This is a genomic window from Rhodococcus sp. PAE-6 (genome assembly GCF_025290685.1).
Classification (GTDB): domain Bacteria; phylum Actinomycetota; class Actinomycetes; order Mycobacteriales; family Mycobacteriaceae; genus Rhodococcus; species Rhodococcus pyridinivorans.
Map to the genome: position 1 here is coordinate 104,749 of NZ_JAOCLZ010000001.1, position 17,130 is coordinate 121,878.

Here is a 17,130-nt window from a genome sequence, read left to right on the forward strand (position 1 = left end):
GTGCCGCGACAGGACCGGTACGGAACCGCGAGTGACCTCGGAAATCGTTCCCGTGCAGGGGATCAGTCGCGTTTCGATAACGTTTTCCCGACGGCCGGGAGGAATGCCCTGTTCGTGACCGGAGTGACGAATGAGGTCGGCGTCGAAGCAGGATCGGGCTCGCCGGAAACGCCCCGAAACCGGACAGCTCTCCCTATTCTCGAAGCGGCCGTCACCTTCGTGCCCCCGTGCCGCGACCCGTGCGTGATCGGATCGCGACCGGATCGTCTCGTCCCGCCCGCTCGACCCGATTCGAAGGAGCCCGAGATGTTGCGTCGCCGATCCGCCCCGCTCGTCACCGCCCTGCTCGCCGCGGCCCTGCTCGCGGCCCCCGCCCAGGCCGCCGCCGACACCGCCCCGCCGGGGGTGCCGCTCGATCAGCTGCGCGCGGAGGTCGCCGACTCCCCCGAGACCCTCGCCGCGCTCGAGCGGCTCGTCGCCGACTCCGGCTCGGCGGATCCGTTCGCGCCGCCACCGAAGAACATCCCGCAGCCGTTCTCGTCACCCGCACCGACCGTCGGTCCGGGCTGCGGCGGCGGTTTCGTGCCGTTCGCGATGACCACCGCGTGGGTGCATCCCGGCCCGCACGGTCAGGTGCCGTTCGGGTCGATCGAGGTGATCGTCGAACCCACCGCCGGTGCGCCGGTGACCGCCTCGGACCTGAAATTCGTGTGGATCAACATGGAGAACATCCGGGCCGGGGTCGCCACCCTCGACAACAACGGCGGCGGATTGCAGTCCACAGTGATCGACAGCGGTCCCGGCGCGGTGCTCGGCGCCCTGTTCGGCTCGCTGCAGTACGCCAACGGTGCGTTCTGCCAGGTGATCTACACCATGGGTGGCTTCTTCGCCTGAGCCCGCGCTCCCCGATCGGGGCGGTCAACGCAGTCGTTCGGCGTCGCGGGCCAGATCGAGCAGCTCCGCGCACAGGGCGGTCAGCTCGTCGGCCGCGGCGCCCTCGGCGACCGCGGTGGCGACGTCCTCGGCGGCGCAGCGCGCCCGGAACGCGCGGTCGGCGAGTGCCTCGACCTCGCCGGCGGTGAGCACCACCGAATCCTCGGGCAGTCCGGCGCGGCGGGCGCTGCTGCGCTGCTCGTAGGCGCGTTGCCGACACGACTGGCGGCAGTAGCGGCGTCGCCGCCCGGTGCCGATCTCCGGTACCGGGCGCCCGCACCACAGGCACGTGCTCGCTCGGGTGTCACGTCCGGTCACGAGCGTCACTGTACTGCCCACCTGCACCCCCGGCGGGGCGGCGGGAACCCCGGACGCACGGGCCGGTGCGGGCACCGTGCGCGCGGCGGTGCGGCGGGTCGGTAGACTGGTCCCTCGGCTCCTCGGTGGGCCGCGGGAACGGAATCGGCTCCGCAGACGTTGAGCACAGTGGACGTCGAGCCCGGTGTCGATGCCGCACGGCATCGTCACCCGGGCGGAGCACACAAGGAAGGACACCACCATGGCAGATCGTGTACTGCGAGGCAGCCGACTCGGGGCGGTGAGCTACGAAACCGACCGCGACCACGATCTGGCGCCGCGGCGAATCGCGCGCTACCGCTGCGACAACGGCGAGGAATACGACGTGCCGTTCGCGGACGACGCGGAGATCCCCGGCACCTGGATCTGCAAGAACGGCCTCGAGGGCACCCTGGTCGAGGGCGCCGCACCGGAGCCGAAGAAGGTCAAGCCGCCGCGCACCCACTGGGACATGCTGCTCGAGCGTCGCTCCGTCGAGGAACTCGAGGACCTGCTCAAGGAGCGCCTGGACCTGCTCAAGGCCAAGCGCCGCGGCGCCTGACACCCGCGCCGCCGAACACGTACGTGTGCCGCCCCGGACGATCGTCCGGGGCGGCACACGTCGTTACGGACCCCGCAAGCGCAGCCCGACGGGACGGTGGTTCCGCGAATTCGATTGCGGCCCCGCCACGAATCGATCAATCGTCGATATCGGCCGGACGGTGCGTGCAATCATGATCGCACGCCGATCGATCATGATCGGCACGCCCGATCCACGACCTTCGCGCCGGTGCTCCGGCGGGTCGCTTGCAAGGGGGTGAATGTCCGTGACCGACCGTCACCACACTGCGGCGGACGCGCCGCCGACACAGGCCGCCGCCGATTTGGCCGACCTGCGTGCCGAACTCGACGACATCGACCGGACCCTGCTCGACGGGATCCGCGCCCGCCTCGAGGTGTGCGGACGCGTCGCCGAACTCAAGCAACGCCATGGCCTCGACGTGCTGCAACCCGGCCGCATGGAGGTCGTGCACCGCCGCGCCCAGGACTACGCGCACAGGCACGGCCTGTCCGGCGACTTCGTGCGCTCGCTGTACACCCTGCTCATCGACGAGGCATGCCGGGTCGAGGACCGCATCGTCTCCGGCGGCGCCCCCGCGGACCGGGTCGGCTCCGGTCGCCGCGGCGACGGCACGAACTGAGGCCCGTCGTGTCCGCGCCCCGACCGATCCGCACGGTGTTGATCGACAACTACGACTCGTTCACCTACAACCTCTACGACCTGATCACCCGCGTCAACGGCATCCCGCCGCGGGTGCTCACCAACGATCGCAGCTGGGACGAGCTCGTCGCCGAACCGTTCGACAACATCGTCATCTCCCCCGGCCCGGGCCGACCCGACCGGGCCAGGGACTTCGGGATCAGCGCCCGCGCCCTCACCGACGCCGAAGTGCCGCTGCTCGGGGTGTGCCTGGGCCATCAAGGGCTGTGCCAGCTGTTCGGCAGCGCCGTGATCACCGCCCCCGAACCGGTGCACGGCCGCACCAGCCCGATCCTGCACGACGGCACCGGCCTGTTCGCCGGGCTGCCGTCGCCCTTCGAGGCGGTGCGCTACCACTCGCTGATCGCCGACCCCGTCCCCGACGAGCTCGTCGCCACCGCCCACACCCCGGACGGGTTGCTCATGGCCGTCGCGCACCGGCACCGGCCGCTGTGGGGGGTGCAGTTCCATCCCGAATCGATCGGCACCGCCCACGGCGCGCAACTGCTCGCCAACTTCCGCGACGCCACCCCGCCGCGCAGCCCGATCACCGTCACCGCCCCCGCCGATCCGGAACCGGTACCCGAACCGGCCCCGCGCTATCTGCTGGCCAGCCGCCGGTTGCCGCTGCACCCCGACCCGTCCGCGGTGTACGAGGCGCTCTTCGCCGCCGGCCCGCACGGCTTCTGGCTCGACGGCAGCGCCGCGCTGGATCCGCAGTCGCGGTTCACCGTCCTCGGCAACGGCGCCGGACCGCGCGCCGACTACCTGACCTACCGGGTCGGGGAGGGCATCGTGCGCGAACACCGCGCCGACGGCACCGTCGAGGAACACCGCCGACCCGTCTTCGACCATCTCACCGCTCGGCTCGCCGAGCGCCGCGTCGCCGCCCGCGACGACCTGCCGTTCGGGTTCGCGCTCGGCTATGTCGGCTATCTCGGCTACGAACTCAAGGCCGACGCCGGCGCGCAACTCGTGCACACCTCCCCCTACGCCGACGCCGCGCTGGTCTTCGCCGACCGGGCCGTGATCGTCGACCACGACGACCGTTGCTGCTATCTGCTCGCCCTGACCGAGGACACCGACGATCCCGAGACCCTCGCCTGGTTCGACGCGACCGCCGCGATCCTGTCGGCGCTGCCCGAACCGGTGACCGACGAGCAGATCCCGGTGCCGCTGATCGGCGCGGACGGTGGCCCGCAACTGCGGCTGCGGCACTCCCCGCAGCGCTATCTCGATCTGATCGCCCAGTGCCAGAACGAGATCCGCAGCGGCGAGACCTACGAGGTGTGTCTGACGAACACCGTCACCGTCGACGGCGGCATCGACCCGCTGAGCACCTACCGGGTGTTGCGCCGCATCAGTCCCACCCCCTACAGTGCGCTGCTCGACTTCCCCGAGGTCGCGGTGCTCAGCGCGTCCCCGGAACGGTTCTTGCGGATCGACGCCGACGGCACCGTCGAATCGAAACCGATCAAGGGCACCCGCCCGCGCGGCCGCACCCCCGGTGAGGACGCGGCGCTGCGGGACGGACTGCAGGCCAGCGAGAAGGACCGCTCCGAGAACCTGATGATCGTCGATCTGGTGCGCAATGACCTGTCGCGGGTGTGCGTGCCCGGCTCGGTGCACGTGCCGGCGCTGTTCGCGGTGGAAACCTATGCGGCGGTGCATCAGCTGGTGTCCACGGTGCGCGGCAGGCTGCGCCCGGACGTCTCGGCGGTGGACTGTGTGCGTGCTGCCTTCCCCGGCGGATCGATGACCGGTGCCCCGAAGCTGCGCACCATGGAGATCATCGACAAGCTCGAGGACGGCCCGCGCGGGGTGTACTCCGGGGCGATCGGGTATCTGTCGCCGACCGGCGCCGCCGACCTGTCGGTGGTCATCCGCACCCTCGTCGCCACCGCCCACGAGGTCACCTTCGGGATCGGCGGGGCGATCGTGGCGCTGTCCGATCCGGACGACGAACTCGACGAGACCCTCGTCAAGTCCGTGGTGATGCGCCGCTGCCTCGCCGCGGCCCGCGACACCACCCCGACCGACGGGGCCGGTGCCGTCGGCTCCGCGGACCCGGACGATCTCGTCGACGGGCCGCCGGTGCTGCCGGGGCGGGCCGGGCCGTGACCACGCCCGGCCGGGTGATCGTCGCCGGCGGATGCGGCGCCGTCGGCGCCCTGCTCACCGCCGCGCTGCGCGAGGCCGGCCGTCAGGTGCTCGTCGTCGACCCGGCCGCCGACCCGGCTGCACCCGGGATGCTGCGCGCCGATCTGACCGCCCCCGACACCCGCCTCGCCGCGGCACTCGACGGCGCCGACATCGTGGTCCTCGCCGTCCCCTACGTCGTCGCCGGTGCCGCCCTGCCGGTGCTCGCGCGGCTGCTACCCCCGCACACCCTGCTGGTAGAGACCCTGTCGGTGAAGACCCCGATCGCCGCGGCACTGCACACCTACCGGCCCGGCGCCCCCACGCTCGGCATCAACCCGATGTTCGCCCCCGACCTCGGATTGCCCGGCCGACCCGTGCTGACGGTGCGCCACCACGACGCACCGGTCGTGACCGCGTTCGTCACGGCGCTGCGCGACTGGGGTGCCACCGTGGTCGAGACCACCGCCGACGAACACGACCGGATCACCGCCGCCGTGCAGGTGCTCACCCACGCCGCGATCCTCGCGTTCGGTATCGCCCTCGACCGGCTCGACGTGCCGGATGCCGCCGCGCGGGTCGCCGCGCCCCCGCACACCGTGCTGCGCGCGCTGCTCGCCCGCGTCTCCGGTGGCACCGCCGAGGTCTACCACGACATCCAGCTCACCAACCCGTACGCCGCCACCGCCCGCCGCGCCCTCGCCGGCGCGGTCGCCGATCTCGACGCCGCCACCGACGCCCTGCCCGACTTCGCGGCGCTGCTCGACCGAGCCCGCGCCGCGCTCGGCGACGGGCAACCCGCCGCCGCGCAGCTGTGCGGACAGCTGTTCGCGGCACTGCCCCGCGATCCGGGCGCGGTCGGCGGTCCGAGCGAGGAAAGGAGCCGGACATGAACGAATCCGACATCCCCGGCCCGCAGCTGCGCGCGCCGGAACTCCCGCAGTACGACCCGTCCGATCCGGCGGAGAGCGCGGTGATCGCCGGGCTGACCCGCTCGTGGCCGCGCCGCGCCGCCGTCAAGAAACCCGAGGTCGACCTCGATGCGCTGTTCGAGGCGGACCGCGCCGACTATCCCGAGCAGATGCTGCCCTTCGCCGAGCATCCGCGTTATCTCGCGCTCGACGAGCAGCAGCAAGCGCGGCTGCGGGCCTGGGCGTGGATCGCCTACAACAAGAGCGTCGTCGACATCGAACAGCACGTCGTCAACCCCGGCTTCGCGTTGATCACCGAGGACGCCTTCGGTATCGGCCCGTCCGACACGGTGGTCACCGGGGTGCTCCAGGCGATGGTCGACGAGCAGTACCACACCCTCATGCACCAGCAGGCCAACGTGCTCACCCGCCGCCGCCGCGGCTGGGCGCTGAAGGAGTCGGTGCTGCCGCCGTGCCCGACCGTGCGCGAGCATCGCGCCGCGGTCGCGCACGCCGAGACCCCGCGGGACGCGGCGCTGGTGCAGCTGGCGTTCACCACCGTCGCAGAGACTTCGATCAGCGCCTATCTGGCGTTGCTCACCACCGACCCGGAGCTGCAACCGGTCAACCGCGCGACGGTGGCGGTGCACCGCCGCGACGAGCTGTGCCACGCCTCGCTGGCCGGTGAGCTGCTCACCGCGGTCCTCACCGAACTCGACGACACAGATCGGGTGCGGCTGCTCGACGCGCTCGGCACCGCGGTCGCGGCGTTCACCGGCTCCGACACCTCCACCTGGGCGGCGATCATCGCGCGCGAGAACATCCCCGGCGGCGACGAGTTGGTCGCCGACACCATCGCCGTGACCGAGGGCCGGCCGGTGGTGCAGGACTGCAGCGCCATCCGCCGGCTGTGCGCGGGACTGGGGCTCGGGGAGGAACTCGACGCCCGATGGCCGTGGCCGCGCAGCGCCTAGCGCCTCGGCCGCACAGCGCCTGGTATCCCGGCCGCGCGGGCCGAGTCAGCGGCCCAGCAGTGCCCGCAACCGCGCGAGACGGCTGCGCAGCCCCCACACGGTGACCCGCACGAGGGCCTCCTGCACGATGTTGCCGTTCATCTTCGACTCGCCGATTTCCCGTTCGGTGAACGTGATGGGCACCTCGGCGACGGTGAATCCGGCCTGCAGGGTGCGCCACGCCAGATCGACCTGGAAGCAGTAGCCGTGCGAGGCGATCGCGTCGAGGTCGAGCTTCTCGAGCACCTCACGGCGGTAGGCGCGGTAGCCGCCGGTGATGTCCTGGATCGACACCCCCAGCGCGAGACGCGAGTAGATGTTGCCGCCGCGGGAGAGCACCTCGCGGTGCCACGGCCAGTTCACCACCGTGCCGCCGGGCACGTAACGGGAGCCGAGCACCAGATCAGCGCCAGCGTCGACCTTCTCCAGCAGCAGGTGCAACTGCTCGGGGGCGTGGCTGCCGTCGGCGTCCATCTCCACGAGCACCGTGTAGCCGTGCTCGAGCCCCCACCGGAAACCGGCGATGTAGGCGGCACCGAGACCGTTCTTCTCGGTGCGGTGCAGCACCGCGATGCGCTCGTCGGCGGCGGCGAGGTCGTCGGCGAGGTCACCGGTGCCGTCGGGACTGCCGTCGTCGACGACGAGGACATGGGTGTGCGGCAGCGCAGCGTGCAGCCGCGTGATGATCCGACCGAGGTTCTCCCGCTCGTTGTAGGTCGGAATGATCACCAGGGTGCGGGCGCTGGGTGCGCTGTCGTTCCCGGCCGGCGTCGCCGCTGCCATCAGAGGTCCTCCTTGTCGAACCGGCCACCGGCCGGTGCTCCTGCTGCGCCGGTGCTGGTGCGAGCTGCCGCACCGGCCTTCTCCCGCCGTCCTCGCACCAGGACGAAACCGGCGGCGGCCACGGCCGCGGCGCAGAGCACAAGCTCCGGCGCCACTCCGAGCCGACTAGCCAGCGTAACGTCTGCGCGCACGGGCACCTGCGCCACCAGGGCATCGGGCACGAACAACGGTGTGCTCTGCTGCACCCGACCGGCCGGATCGACGATCGCGCTGACCCCGCTGGTCGCCGCGACGATCACGGCCCGGCCGTGCTCGACGGCCCGCACCCGCGACATCGCCAGCTGCTGGTAGGTCATCTCGGTGTCGCCGAAGGTGGCGTTGTTCGTCGGCACCGCCAGCAACTGGGCGCCGGCGTCGATCGAGTCGCGGAACGCCCGGTCGAAGGCCACCTCGTAGCAGGTCGCCACCCCGATGTCGATGCCGCCGGCGGTGACCATGCCGTCGCCGTCGCCGGGCACGAAATGGCCGGCGCGGTCGGCGTACTCGGAGAACAACCGGAAGAACGACCGCCACGGCAGGTATTCGCCGAACGGCTGGATGATCTTCTTGTCGTGCCGCTCCCCCGGACCGGTCTGCGCGTCCCACACGATCACCGAATTGGTGGTGGTGCGGTCGTCGTTGACGAGCACCGCCCCGACGAGGATCGGCGCGTCGATCGCGGCGGACGCGGCGGAGATGTCGCGTGCGGCATCGGCGTTGCGCAGCGGGTCGATATCGGAGGCGTTCTCCGGCCAGATCACCACATCCGGGGCCGGGGCCCGTCCGGCGGCGACGTCCTCGGCGAGGACGAGGGTGCGGGCGACATGATTGTCGAGCACCGCCTTGCGTTGGGCGTTGAAGTCCAGGCCCAGGCGCGGCACACTGCCCTGGATCGCCGCGACCGTCACCGTCGACGACTCGTCGGTGGTGGTGCGCACCAGCGGCCACGCCGCCGCGGCGAGCAGCGGACCGAGCAGCGTCACCGCGACCGGCACCGTCCAGGCCCGCACGGGGCGGGGACGGCGGGAGGCGGTCAGGGCGAGGGCGGCGAGCCCGGCGCCGGTCGCGGCCACGGCGAACGACACCAGCGGGGCGCCGCCGACGACGGCGAGGGAGACGAACCCACCGTCGGGTTGGCCGAACGCCAGCCGACCCCACGGGAACCCGCCGAACGGGACGCTCGAGCGCAACCATTCGGTCAGGCTCCACGCCGCCGCGATCCACAACGGCGCGACCGGCAGCGACCGCAGGTGCACCACCAGCGCCCCGAACAGGCCGACGAAGACCGCCTCGGCGGCGGCGAGCGCCAACCACGGCAACGGCCCCACATAGACGCCGATCCAGGGCAGTAGCGGCACCAGGAATCCGAGGCCGGCGAGATAGCCGTAGCCGAACCCGGCGCGTCGCCGCAGCGGTACTGCAGTCGATACACCGACCAGGAGCGCGATCCCGACGGGGGCGAGGAACCACAGCGGACGCGGCGGGAACGACGCGAACAGCACCACTCCCGCGACGACGGCCAGCAACGCGCGCAGCGCGACGACACGCACCGCCCGCACGGTGACCGTCGCGAGGGGCCGGCCGGTCACCGCGCGTACACGACCCGGCCGCGGTGCACACTGCGCACCAGCACCGGATCGGCGGTGCCCGGGGTGAGATCCGGCAGCGGCGCCACCCGCGACCGCGGATCCGTCGACCATCGCTGCACCGAATCCTTCGGGGCGCTGACCACCAGCTCCCCGACCTCCCAGATCGCATACGACGCCGGCGCACCCGGATCGAGGGTGCCGGCCAGACCGTCACGCACCCCACCAGCACGCCACGCCCCGCGGGTCGCGGCGGCGAACGCCGCCCGAGGCGAGATCCCGCTGCCCTCGGTGCGGTGGTGCACCGCCGCCCGCAGCATCGGCCACGGCCGCGGCGCCGTCACCGGCGCATCCGAGCCGAACGCCAACGCCAGCCCGGTCGCTGCCAGCGGCGCGAACGCGTTCAACGCCGCGGCGCGGTCGGCGCCGAGCCGCTGCGCGTACATCCCGTCCGCCCCGCCCCACAGGGCGTCGAAGCTCGGCTGCATGCTCGCGATCACCCCGTACCGCGACAACACCTCCGCCTGCGCGACCGTCAACGACTCGACGTGCTCGAGCCGATGCCCGCGCGCGGCGAGCGCCGGTCCCCCGACCTCCGCGGCGACCGCCTCGAAGGCCGCGACCGCGGCGGTGGTCGCCGCGTCACCGATGACGTGGAAACCGGCCTGAATGCCCGCCGAGGTGCACGCGCGCACGTGCGCGGTCAGCTCGTCCTCGGTCAGATAGCGGGTGCCGCAGCAGTCCGGCAGATCGTCGTACGGGCGGGCCAGCGCGGCGGTGTGCGAACCGATCGACCCGTCGACGAACAGATCCCCGCCCAGGGCATCGGCGCCGGTCTCGGCGAGCAGCTCCGCGGCTTCCTCGCCGGTGCGCACCGCCTGACCCCAGTAGCCGCGCACCTGCACCGGATGGTCGGTGCCGAGCAGTTCGGTGAAGTCGTCGAGCCCGGAGATGTCGGGGCCGGCGCATTCGTGCACCGCGACGTAACCGTGCGCGGCGAAATCGTCGAGGGCCGCCAGGCGGGCGCGGGCACGCTGCGCGGCGGTCAGCCCGCGGCGGGCGGCGCCGCGCACCGCATGATGCGCCGCGGCGGTCAGCGGCTGCTGCGGATCGAAGCCGGCCAGCTCGTCGAGGGGTTGGGCGACGGCCCGCAACGCGCTCGACGCCGCCGCCGAATGCGCATCGATCCGGCCGAGATAGACGAGCCGGGCCGGGGCGGCGGCATCGAGGTCGGCGGTGGTCGGTGGCGTCGGGTCGGGCCAGCGGGTCTCGTCCCAGCCGTGCCCCCAGATCACCGCGTCGTCGTGCGCATCGGCGTGCGCGCGGACCCGGCGCAATGCGTCGTCGCGGTCGACGGCGTCGGTCAGATCCAGCCCGGTCAACGCCAGGCCGTGGCTGGTGGTGTGCACGTGGGTGTCGACGAAACCGGGGGCGACGAACGCGCCGTGCAGATCGACGATCTCGGCGTCCGGGTGCAGGGCGCGGCCGGGCCGGTCCTGCCCGACCCACACGACCGTGCCGTCGGTGACGGCCATCGCGGTGGCATCGGGGGCGCTGGCGCTGTAGATGCGGCCGCCGACGAGAAGCTGGGTGTGCGGTGCAGGGCTCACGAGTGCCCAGTCTGCCCGTTACCGCTCCTCGTGGCGGCGCGGGGTCTCCACGATCTCCCCTTCGAGCACGGTGCCACGGTCGTCGACCTGCTCGGTCACCGGCGGACCACCGGTCAGGTGCGGGGCACCGCCGACGACACTGTGATCGACGACCTGCCCGTCGACCACCACCAGCCGCTGCGCGGAGAACCCGGCGGCGCGGGCCCGCCGCGCGACCAGCGTGCGCACCGCCGGACGCAGCGCGGCGCGGGACGGCAGCAACAGCAGCACCCCGAGCACGGTGCTGACGATGCCGGGAATCAGCACCAGGGCCGCGCCGGCGCCGATGAGCGCGCCGTCGGTGAGCACCCGCTCCGCGGAATTCGCGTGCGGTGCCCGGCCGCCGCGCAGCTCACCGAGGTTGCGCAGCGCGCGGCGACCCAGGGCGGCGAGCACGAGATAACCGGCGGCGCTGACACCGAGGAAGATCAACACGGTGGCCAGGGCTCCGAGGGTGGAGCCGAGCCAGGCCAGCACCGCGATCTCCGCCACGACGTAGAGCACGAACAACAACGGGTACACGGCGGGACTTCCTTCCGTCGGCGGTTTCTGTCCGGTCAACGAACGGGCCACCGGTTTTGCTCCCGCACCCGACCCGCGGATGCGGCGCGTGATCGAATGGCCGCCATGACTGCAGGTGACTGGGCGTTGCTGATGACCGCCGCGACCGCCGCCGGCTGGGTGGACGCGGTGGTCGGCGGCGGCGGGCTGATCCTGCTGCCCGCCCTGTTCCTCGTCGCCCCGCAATTGACGCCGCAGGCGGCGCTGGCGACGAACAAGCTCACCGCGATCTGCGGGACCGGCGCGGCGGTGCTGACCTTCGCGCGGCGCATCCCGCTGCGCTGGTCGCTGCTCGGCCCCGCCGCCCTGGTCGCCGCGCTGGCCGCGGCGGCGGGGGCGGCGGCGGTCTCGCTCATCGACCGGGAAGTGTTCATCCCGATCGTGATGGTCGTGCTCGTCGCGGTAGCGGTGTTCGTCACCGCCCGCCCGAAACTCGGCACCGGCAGCACCCGCCGCCCGTCCACGCTGCGGCTGGCCACCGTCGTGGTCACGGCCGCGGCGGTGATCGGCTTCTACGACGGGATCCTCGGGCCCGGCACCGGCACCTTCTTCATCATCGTGTTCGCGGCGATGCTCGGCAGCGAGTTCGTCACCTCGGCGGCGATGGCGAAGGTGCTCAACTTCGGCTCGAATCTCGGGGCGCTGGTCCTGTTCGCCGTCGGCGGGCACGTGTGGTGGGCGCTCGGGGCGGCGCTGGCGGTGTGCAATGTCGCCGGCTCGGTGCTCGGCTCCCGGATGGCGCTCGCCCGCGGCGCCGGGTTCGTGCGGGTGGTGTTGCTGGTCGTGGTGGTGGCCATGGTGATCCGGCTCGGCATCGAGCAGTTCGGCTGAACCACCCCGCGGGGCTCGGTGCGGCAACCCCGGCCCCGCACATCCCGGCGTTACGGTGGGCGGGTGAATGCGGTGGACGACGATTTCCTGGCCCTGCCGTTGCACGCGGCCGCCGACGCGGGCCTGTCGGTCGCGCGGGCGGCGGGCGCGAGTCACGCCGATGTGCGGGTGCATCGGATCCGGACCGGGACGAGCATCCTGCGCGACGGCGCGCTGCAGGCGGCGGTGGACGACAGCGACTGCGGGGTGGCGGTGCGGGTGCTGCTCGACGGCACCTGGGGATTCGCGTCGCATCCGGTGCCCGGCCCGGACGGCGCCGCCGACGCCGCGGCCCGCGCCGTCGCGGTCGCCCGCACCCTGCGCGCGTTGAACCGGGATCCGGTGCAGTGGGCCGACGAAGCGGTCCACCGGGACGCGGTGTGGGTCTCGCCGTACGAGATCGACCCGTTCACCGTCCCCGCCGCCGAGCGCATCGCGGTGCTCGAGGACCGTTCGCGGCGATTGCAGGACGCCGTCGGTGTCGACCACGTCGCCGCGAATCTGACCCTGGTCAAGGAGCAGACCTTCTACGCCGATCTCGCCGGGTCGACGATCACCCAGCAGCGGGTGCGGATCCACTCCGACCTCGACGCGACCCGCGTCGACCGTGCGGCCGGCACCTTCGAGTCGATGCGCACCCTGGCCCCGCCGACCGGTCGCGGCTGGGAATTCGTGGCCTCGGACCGGTGGTGGGACTGGAGCCGTGAGCTCGCCGAGCTGCCCGCCCAGCTCGCGGAGAAGGCGCAGGCCCCGTCGGTGATCCCGGGCCGCACCGATCTGGTGATCGACCCGACGAATCTGTGGCTGACGATCCACGAATCGGTCGGGCACGCCACCGAATACGACCGGGCCATCGGCTACGAGGCCGCCTACGCCGGCACCTCGTTCGCCACCCCCGACCTGCTCGGCAGCCTGCGCTACGGCAGCGACGTCATGCACGTCACCGCCGACCGCACCGAACCGCACGGCATGGCCACCGTCGGCTACGACGACGACGGGGTCGCCGCCCAGTCCTGGGATCTCGTGAAGGACGGGGTGTTCGTCGGCTACCAACTCGACCGGGCGTTCGCCCCGAGGCTCGGGGTGGCCCGCTCGAACGGCTGCGCCTACGCCGATTCGGCGCATCACGTGCCGATCCAGCGGATGGCGAACGTGTCGCTGCAACCCGATCCGAGCGTCGATCGCAGCACCGCCGATCTGATCGCCGGGGTCGACGACGGGCTGTACATCGTCGGCGATCGCAGCTGGTCGATCGACATGCAGCGGCACAACTTCCAGTTCACCGGGCAGCGGTTCTACCGGATCCGCGGCGGCCGGCTCGCCGGTCAGGTCCGCGATGTGGCCTATCAGGCGTCGACCACCGAGTTCTGGGGTGCCCTCGAGGCGGTCGGCGGCGCGTCGACCTGGCACCTCGGCGGCGCGATGAACTGCGGCAAGGCGCAACCCGGGCAGGTCGCGTCCGTCTCGCACGGCTGCCCGTCGGTGCTGGTGCGCGGCGTGAACGTGCTCAACACGGTGCAGGAAGGTGGCCGATGATCCCCGGAGACCGACTCGTCGAAACCGCCCTGGCGACCTCCCCTGCCGACGAGACCATCGTGATGGTCACCGACAGTGCCGAGGCGTCGCTGCGGTGGGCCGGCAGTTCGATGACCACCAACGGCTCCGCCCGTGCCCGCGGCGCCACGATCCTCGCGATCCGCCGCACCCCCGACGGCGCACACTGCGGGGTGGTCAGCGCCCCGATCGTCGACGCCGACGACATCGGCGCGGTGGTTGCCGCGGCGTGGGCGGCCGCGCAGCAGGCCCCGGCGGCACCGGATGCGATGCCGTTGATCGACGGCGACGACACCGACCCGCAGTGGGGCGACGAGGCCGTCGGCACCGACGTCGAGGTCTTCGCCCCGCTCCTCGACGGGCTCGCCGCCGGCTTCGACGACACCGACGCCCTCTACGGATTCGCCCACCACCAATCCACGACGATGTGGCTGGGCACCTCCACCGGGGTGCGGCGCCGCTGGGTGCAACGCGACGGCTCGCTCGAGATCAACGGCAAACGCGGCGGCCTGACCGGGGCGAGCGCCTGGGTCGGCGCCGGCACCGTCGACTTCACCGACATCGCAATGGATCCGCTGCGTGCCGAACTGGCGCGGCGGCTGGACTGGGCCGGTACCCGCGTCGACCTGCCCGCCGGACGGTACGAGACGCTGCTGCCACCCTCGGTGGTCGCGGACCTGATGATCCCGCTGCTGTGGTCCCTCGACGGGCGCGGCGCCGAGGAAGGCCGGTCGGTGTGGGCCGGGCCCGGCGGAACCCGCCTCGGCGAGCAGATCGCCGCGCTGCCGGTGACATTGACGTCCGATCCGGCCGCCCCGGGGCTCGGTTATGCGCCGTTCGTGGTCGCCACCGCCTCCACCGACAGCGTCTCGGTGTTCGACACCGGGATGAGCGCCTCGCGGGTCGACTGGCTCCGCGACGGCGCCCTGCACGCGCTGGCGTATCCGCGGGCCGCAGCCGCCGAATTCGGGGCCACCCCCACGGCGCCGGGTGAGAATCTGCTGCTCACCGGTGGCAGCACCGCCGATGTGGACGACATGATCGCCCGCACCGAACGCGGTCTGCTGCTGACCACCGTCTGGTACCTGCGGGAGGTCGATCCGGCGGTGCTGTTGCTGACCGGCCTGACCCGCGACGGGGTGTATCTCGTCGAGGACGGGCAGGTGCGGGCGGCGGTGAACAACTTCCGGTTCAACGAATCCCCGGTCGATCTGCTCGGCCGCGCCACCGAGATCGGCGCCACCGAACGCACCCTGCCGCGGGAGTGGAAAGACTGGTTCACCCGCACCGCGATGCCGCCGGTGCGCATCCCCGACTTCCACATGTCCTCGGTCAGCGCCGCCCACTGACCTCCGGTCCGGTCGGTGACGTCCACCGACCGGACCGGTAGGCGCTCAGAGCAGGTCGGTGAGTTCCTTGCCGATCTCCTCGGGGGTGACCGTCGGCTCGAAGCGGCGCACCACCGCACCCTGCGGGTCGACGAGGAACTTGGTGAAGTTCCACTTCACCTCGTCGGTGCCGATCGCCTCCGGACGGGTCTTGCTCACGTGCTCGAACAGGAAACCGTGCTGCGGCCCGAAATCACCGGGAGCCTCGGCGCGCAGGTGCCGGTAGAGCGCGGCCCCGCAGGTGAGGCCGAGATCACCACGGACCCTACGGGATCGGACGACCCGGGCGGGGCTGCCGGTGCGGGGTCAGTCCAGGTCGCGGACGTGCCGGGCGGGGCTGCCCAGATGCAGCGTGTGCGGGGCACAGTCCTTCGTCACCAGCGAGTTCGCGCCGATCACCACACCGGCGCCGATGCTCACGCCCGGCATGACCACCGCACCGGAGCCGATCCACGCGCCGTCGCCGATGGTCACCGGCTCCCCCGTCAGCGTCGACGCGCGCTGTTCCGCGGTGCCCATGCGGTGGCTGCTGGTGAGCACCCGCACGTGGTCGCCGAGGAACACCCGCTGCCCGAGGGTGATGTCGGCGACCGTGTCGAAATAGCAACCGTGGTTGACGAACGAGCCCGCGCCGAGGGTGAGCCGGCCGAGGCCCTGCACCACCACGCCGGTGTGGATCAGGCTCGGCGGTGCGGCGTCGACACCGGCGCGGCGCAACCACTTCCAGCGACTCGAACCGGAGATCAGCGGGTTGCTCGCGAGCGCCACCGCGATCGCCTGGGACCGGTAGGTGTGAGAGCGCGCCACGACGTCTACCGGCCTGCCGTGTCGTCGGCGGGATCGAGCGCACACGCCAACCCGACGGTGCCGGTGCGGCCACGGCGCACCACGCTCGCGCCGACGATGATCCGGCCGAGCAGTCCGTACTTGCGGGCGATCACCGACCGGGCGTGCGCCGAGCCGTCGGCGTCGAGCACCTCCCCCGTGCCGGGCACCGCCGCCGACTTCGGGTTGCCGCGCGCGTCGCAGATCGCCAGGGACACCCGCGGATCGCGGCGCAACCGCCGCACCTTGTAGGCGTCGGCGACCGTCCACACCAGCAGCCGGTTCCCGTCGGGCGCCGCCCACACCGGGGTGTCCACCGCGCTGCCGTCCTTGCGGTAGGTGGTCAGCAGCACGAACTTGGCGGCGGCGAGGTCCGCGAAGGTGGGGGTCGTCGACTCGGGCATGGCCACCACCCTACAAACCGCACGGTCTCACGGCAGCGCTCGTCCCGCCGGCGCCGCGTTCTACGCTGGCGGTCATGGCCGATACCGCTGTCGACGTGCACCTGCCCGCCGGGCATCTGACCTCCGCGCAGGTGCAGGTGCTCGCCGAACTCGCCCACACCCACGGCGGCGGCGAACTGCATCTGACCGCCCACGCCCAGCTGCAGGTGCGGGGTGACCACGCCGCGATCAGCGCGGCGCTCACCGCCGCCGGTCTCACCGTCGACGTGCCCACCCGCGCACGGCTTCTCGTCTCCCCGCTCAGCGGCCGCATCGGCGGACACCACGACCTGCGCGAACTCACCGCCGCGGTGCTTGCGCGCCTCGACGAGCGGCCGGTGCCGGCCGGCACCGTCCTCGGGCTCGACGACGGCACCGGCGACATCGTCGCCCTCGCCCCCACCGTCGCGGTCCTCGCCCGCCCCGACGGCCGCTTCGCGGTGATCCGCGACGGCGCCGACACCGGGGTGCGCGTCGACCCGCAGGACGCCGCCGAGGCGCTGCTCACCCCACCGACCGACCCCACCGGGGATCCGGAACCAGTGCCCGAGCGGCCGCGGCCACCGATCGGCTGGCTCGACCAGCCCGACGGGGCCGTCACCCTCGCCGGCGGGCTGCCCGGCGGGATCCTCCCCGCGCGCCTGGCGGAATTCCTCGCCGCCGTCGAACGTCCGGTGATCGTCACCCCGTGGCGGTCGGTGCTGCTGTGCGATCTCGACGAGTGGACCGCCGAACAGGTGGTGCGGGTGCTCGCCCCCATGGGGTTGATCTTCGACGCCGACTCCCCGCACCTGCGCTGAGCCGCCGCTGACCTGCACGAACGGGCGGACTTCGCGAAC

General features: G+C 72.5%; 17 protein-coding genes and 1 pseudogene. 10 read left to right on the forward strand and 8 right to left on the reverse strand.

From position 1 onward, the window contains the following. Positions 1–306: 306 nt before the first annotated feature. On the forward strand, positions 307–894 hold the full coding sequence (locus tag NVV99_RS00410; RefSeq protein ID WP_033098325.1) for a hypothetical protein: 588 nt from the start codon (positions 307–309) through the stop codon (positions 892–894). 24 nt (positions 895–918) lie between these two features. On the opposite strand, the gene NVV99_RS00415 is transcribed toward NVV99_RS00410, so the two are convergent. Then, positions 919–1,260 (reverse strand): hypothetical protein, encoded by a 342-nt coding sequence (locus tag NVV99_RS00415; RefSeq protein ID WP_006554803.1) that lies wholly within the window; start codon positions 1,258–1,260, stop codon positions 919–921. 232 nt (positions 1,261–1,492) lie between these two features. Between NVV99_RS00415 and NVV99_RS00420 the strand changes: the two genes are divergently transcribed. From NVV99_RS00420 to NVV99_RS00440, 5 genes are all read left to right on the forward strand, one after another. After that, positions 1,493–1,831 (forward strand): RNA polymerase-binding protein RbpA, encoded by a 339-nt coding sequence (locus NVV99_RS00420; RefSeq protein WP_006554802.1) that lies wholly within the window; start codon positions 1,493–1,495, stop codon positions 1,829–1,831. A gap of 259 nt (positions 1,832–2,090) precedes the next feature. Next, a complete protein-coding gene (locus tag NVV99_RS00425) occupies positions 2,091–2,471 on the forward strand; it encodes a chorismate mutase (protein ID WP_006554801.1) in 381 nt (126 codons plus the stop codon). An 8-nt stretch (positions 2,472–2,479) separates the two neighbouring features. Next, positions 2,480–4,651 carry an aminodeoxychorismate synthase component I gene (pabB, locus tag NVV99_RS00430; protein ID WP_041803371.1) on the forward strand — a complete coding sequence of 724 codons (2,172 nt, stop codon included), beginning with the start codon at positions 2,480–2,482 and terminating at the stop codon, positions 4,649–4,651. Further along, entirely contained in the window at positions 4,648–5,562 is a 915-nt protein-coding gene (locus NVV99_RS00435) for a prephenate dehydrogenase (protein ID WP_041803370.1), read from the forward strand. The genes pabB and NVV99_RS00435 overlap by 4 nt, the downstream gene beginning before the upstream one ends. Beyond that, complete coding sequence (locus NVV99_RS00440) at positions 5,559–6,554, forward strand: diiron oxygenase (protein WP_024101058.1); 996 nt, start codon at positions 5,559–5,561, stop codon at positions 6,552–6,554. Before NVV99_RS00435 ends, NVV99_RS00440 begins: the two co-directional genes overlap by 4 nt. A 45-nt stretch (positions 6,555–6,599) precedes the next feature. On the opposite strand, the gene NVV99_RS00445 is transcribed toward NVV99_RS00440, so the two are convergent. From NVV99_RS00445 to NVV99_RS00460, 4 genes are read right to left on the reverse strand one after another with little or no spacing between them, the layout of a single operon-like run. Then, positions 6,600–7,376: a polyprenol monophosphomannose synthase gene (locus NVV99_RS00445; RefSeq protein ID WP_006554797.1), complete on the reverse strand. Its 777-nt coding sequence runs from the start codon at positions 7,374–7,376 to the stop codon at positions 6,600–6,602. Then, positions 7,376–9,004 carry an apolipoprotein N-acyltransferase gene (gene lnt, locus NVV99_RS00450; protein WP_197539120.1) on the reverse strand — a complete coding sequence of 543 codons (1,629 nt, stop codon included), beginning with the start codon at positions 9,002–9,004 and terminating at the stop codon, positions 7,376–7,378. Before lnt ends, NVV99_RS00445 begins: the two co-directional genes overlap by 1 nt. After that, entirely contained in the window at positions 9,001–10,611 is a 1,611-nt protein-coding gene (locus tag NVV99_RS00455) for an amidohydrolase (protein ID WP_024101056.1), read from the reverse strand. The genes lnt and NVV99_RS00455 overlap by 4 nt, the downstream gene beginning before the upstream one ends. An 18-nt stretch (positions 10,612–10,629) precedes the next feature. After that, positions 10,630–11,172, reverse strand: coding sequence for an FxsA family protein (locus NVV99_RS00460; protein ID WP_024101055.1), 543 nt, complete (start codon positions 11,170–11,172; stop codon positions 10,630–10,632). Positions 11,173–11,277: 105 nt separating this feature from the next. Between NVV99_RS00460 and NVV99_RS00465 the strand changes: the two genes are divergently transcribed. The 3 genes from NVV99_RS00465 (at position 11,278) to NVV99_RS00475 (ending at position 14,984) form a co-directional block, all read left to right on the forward strand. Continuing rightward, positions 11,278–12,042 (forward strand): TSUP family transporter, encoded by a 765-nt coding sequence (locus NVV99_RS00465; RefSeq protein ID WP_024101054.1) that lies wholly within the window; start codon positions 11,278–11,280, stop codon positions 12,040–12,042. A 63-nt stretch (positions 12,043–12,105) separates the two neighbouring features. Then, a complete protein-coding gene (locus NVV99_RS00470; RefSeq protein WP_041803369.1) occupies positions 12,106–13,617 on the forward strand; it encodes a TldD/PmbA family protein in 1,512 nt (503 codons plus the stop codon). Further along, on the forward strand, positions 13,614–14,984 hold the full coding sequence (locus tag NVV99_RS00475; RefSeq protein WP_006550016.1) for a metallopeptidase TldD-related protein: 1,371 nt from the start codon (positions 13,614–13,616) through the stop codon (positions 14,982–14,984). Before NVV99_RS00470 ends, NVV99_RS00475 begins: the two co-directional genes overlap by 4 nt. Before the next feature lie 45 nt (positions 14,985–15,029). Here NVV99_RS00475 and NVV99_RS00480 read toward each other — a convergent pair. The 3 genes and pseudogenes from NVV99_RS00480 to NVV99_RS00490 all read right to left on the reverse strand — a co-directional run. Next, positions 15,030–15,251: pseudogene (locus NVV99_RS00480) on the reverse strand (glutathione peroxidase); the annotation flags it as partial. Between the two features lie 78 nt (positions 15,252–15,329). Continuing rightward, positions 15,330–15,830 (reverse strand): DapH/DapD/GlmU-related protein, encoded by a 501-nt coding sequence (locus tag NVV99_RS00485; protein WP_019289564.1) that lies wholly within the window; start codon positions 15,828–15,830, stop codon positions 15,330–15,332. A 5-nt stretch (positions 15,831–15,835) separates the two neighbouring features. Beyond that, a complete protein-coding gene (locus NVV99_RS00490) occupies positions 15,836–16,252 on the reverse strand; it encodes a PPOX class F420-dependent oxidoreductase (RefSeq protein ID WP_006550019.1) in 417 nt (138 codons plus the stop codon). Between the two features lie 74 nt (positions 16,253–16,326). Between NVV99_RS00490 and NVV99_RS00495 the strand changes: the two genes are divergently transcribed. Next, on the forward strand, positions 16,327–17,091 hold the full coding sequence (locus NVV99_RS00495; protein WP_041803367.1) for a precorrin-3B synthase: 765 nt from the start codon (positions 16,327–16,329) through the stop codon (positions 17,089–17,091). Positions 17,092–17,130 lie beyond the last annotated feature (39 nt).

Bases quoted from the DNA above. Each gene is read 5' to 3' on its own strand.
- NVV99_RS00420 (WP_006554802.1), top strand. From the start codon at position 1,493: ATGGCAGATCGTGTACTGCGAGGCAGCCGACTCGGGGCGGTGAGCTAC.
- NVV99_RS00465 (WP_024101054.1), top strand. From the start codon at position 11,278: ATGACTGCAGGTGACTGGGCGTTGCTGATGACCGCCGCGACCGCCGCC.
- NVV99_RS00495 (WP_041803367.1), top strand. From the start codon at position 16,327: ATGGCCGATACCGCTGTCGACGTGCACCTGCCCGCCGGGCATCTGACC.
- NVV99_RS00490 (WP_006550019.1), bottom strand. From the start codon at position 16,252: ATGCCCGAGTCGACGACCCCCACCTTCGCGGACCTCGCCGCCGCCAAG.
- NVV99_RS00410 (WP_033098325.1), top strand. From the start codon at position 307: ATGTTGCGTCGCCGATCCGCCCCGCTCGTCACCGCCCTGCTCGCCGCG.
- NVV99_RS00425 (WP_006554801.1), top strand. From the start codon at position 2,091: ATGTCCGTGACCGACCGTCACCACACTGCGGCGGACGCGCCGCCGACA.
- NVV99_RS00445 (WP_006554797.1), bottom strand. From the start codon at position 7,376: ATGGCAGCGGCGACGCCGGCCGGGAACGACAGCGCACCCAGCGCCCGC.
- NVV99_RS00440 (WP_024101058.1), top strand. From the start codon at position 5,559: ATGAACGAATCCGACATCCCCGGCCCGCAGCTGCGCGCGCCGGAACTC.
- NVV99_RS00475 (WP_006550016.1), top strand. From the start codon at position 13,614: ATGATCCCCGGAGACCGACTCGTCGAAACCGCCCTGGCGACCTCCCCT.